A 2,143-nucleotide genomic window follows, 5' to 3' on the forward strand; every position below is an offset into this window, starting at 1 on the left:
AATCACGCTTGATTCGTCAGGCAGGAACCTTCTGGCGTTTTAACGTTTCGACCGTCCCCTTGAACTGGGTAGCGACGGTTGAGTGGAGCGGGACGCCGGGTAAATATACCCCTCCCTTTGCGCTTTCATGTTTAACGTATCGTCGACCTCAATCTCTATAATCTGACGGTGCCTTCAAGCTATGCATGACCAAGCAGAAAGTGGGCAGCTCTCAATTCATCGTCCGATAGATCAACGATGCCTTGCTTCGCCGTAGCTTGAATATCGTACGTGGTTGGGTCCAGCCAATGGATGAGAACTATGCTCTAGAACACCATTTACGAGGTGCCTCAGTTATGTGTAAGACCCTCAGCTGTAGCCAAGCTCGTCGGCGACTCCGCCGCCTTGTTGCGCTGATTAACCAAGGTCACAGTTTCGTCATAACAAAGAACGGGCGAGCAGTTTGCCGGCTGGAGGGTCGCGAAGTGTTGGCGCCGACGCCGACTTGATCCAATTGCTGAAATGTCACTCCCATATGCGTCTTTCAAAGATGTACTGATGCAGCTGCGAACGCAGCGAGCAAGTGATTTTTACCAATTGCTGCCGCATCAGTGTGAGTGCCGGCGTGACTTGCGTAGCGTGAGCTGAATAGACGCTGTTACTCAGTTGCTATGAAACCCACACCAAATGGGGCACTCATCAGTTTGCGGAGCATTGATGCCGTTCAGGTAAGACAAGATAAAGTGTTGTTCAATGCCCCCCATGACCCATTGACAATAGGCTGCAAAAGGTTTGATTGTGAAACGCTTAGGGACAACCTGGATATCTCATGAGTACCGCCATCAAGCTCGACAGTGCCCTGATTGAAAGTGCTCGCATTTATGCTTCAGCCGCACATCGTTCAACCCCCAAGCAGATTGAACACTGGGCCAACATAGGTCGTATTGCTGAGCAAAACCCTGAGCTACCATATGAATTTTTCGTAGGGCTTTTGCAGGCCAGAGCCCAAGTGAAGATGGGCGACGCGAGTGAGTACACCTTCGAATGAGGGGCGCGGTCCGTACCCCACACCACGCGTTTTGGCCGTTTCTCGCCGGTTACGGGGGCGGTCGATGACGAGCAAAAAGACTCGCTATGCCCGCTGAACGATTAAGCCAATCCGTTGCGTCGAGTGGTTGAATCAACGTTCCTGACGATTTTTTTCAACTTCAGCATGATCTGTATGATGGTCGGGCCACTCACCAGTGAGTCCGTTCCAGCGGCGTTGAGGTCTGCATATCAGCGGTACGCCAACGCAAGGCGCCCATCAGCGACTTTTCGTCGTTGTTGTCTCGCAGATTGTTCCAGCCCTGAACCACGCCCAGTTCTGCGCCGAAAATCGATGATTCGCTGTTGTACAAACGTGTCCCCAACAAGACCCCGGCGACGGTGCCGGGCTCACTGACAAAGGCGTAAGTCTTGCTGGCGAACGGGTTTCGTGCGGCACGGATGTTGGGTGGGATCTCGTAACCGATCGCAGGCCCGAATATGCCTGCCATGGCAGTTACGCCCGGGCCGTAAGGCACATAAGCGGTGGCGGCGATGTTGGGCACGGCAAGAAATTTTTGCTTGTCGCGCTTGGCCTTTTCCAAGTTGTCATCACCCGGTGAGTTGACATCCCAGTGCATGTCCCAGCCGTAGGTCCGGGCGAATTGGGCGTTACGGCCGTAGTTCGTTTCAATGGTGAAACCGAATGACGCTTCACTGGGTTTCGGGCCTGGAAGCGGTGTGATGCGTGGCACCATGTCGCTTTTTAGAGCCTTGTCGACAAACAGATGCAGGCTGCCCCATTCCAGGCCTTCATCGGCGAAACCCGCTACAGGCAAGTTACTCAGTCCATCTTGGCGCTCGTTTTGTGTCGATTGGTTGTTGCGTGAGTAAGCAACGTCGAATAGTCCCGTGACCTGAATCCCGTAATCCTTTTCCAGAGTGTCTCCAAACAAACTACGAAACAGCGTGCCTTCGCCTGTTTCGGGAGTCTCCGCGGCGTGGGAGTTGAGCGTTGTGAAGGCGGCCAGAACCGCACCAAGCGTTTTCACCTTGATGTTGTGCATTGTCTGTCTCTTGTTTTTGTTATCAAAGTCTTGAAGGGTGAGGCGTCCATGCCCCCGTTAACCCGGTGTCA

1 protein-coding gene and 1 pseudogene are annotated in these 2,143 nt (G+C 53.4%); one reads left to right on the forward strand and one right to left on the reverse strand.

Features of this window, described 5'->3' with window-relative positions; genetic code table 11:
- The first annotated feature begins 808 nt into the window (after nucleotides 1-808).
- The gene (locus tag PMI22_RS23760; RefSeq protein ID WP_007943587.1) at nucleotides 809-1,027 is read left to right on the forward strand and encodes a TA system antitoxin ParD family protein; all 219 of its coding nucleotides are present in this window, start codon (nucleotides 809-811) and stop codon (nucleotides 1,025-1,027) included.
- 220 nt (nucleotides 1,028-1,247) lie between these two features.
- Here the strand turns inward: PMI22_RS23760 and PMI22_RS23755 are convergent.
- Nucleotides 1,248-2,072 (reverse strand): annotated as a pseudogene (locus PMI22_RS23755) (outer membrane beta-barrel protein); the annotation flags it as partial.
- Nucleotides 2,073-2,143 lie beyond the last annotated feature (71 nt).

Source organism: Pseudomonas sp. GM21, assembly GCF_000282215.1.
In the GTDB taxonomy this organism is placed as follows: Bacteria; Pseudomonadota; Gammaproteobacteria; order Pseudomonadales; family Pseudomonadaceae; genus Aquipseudomonas.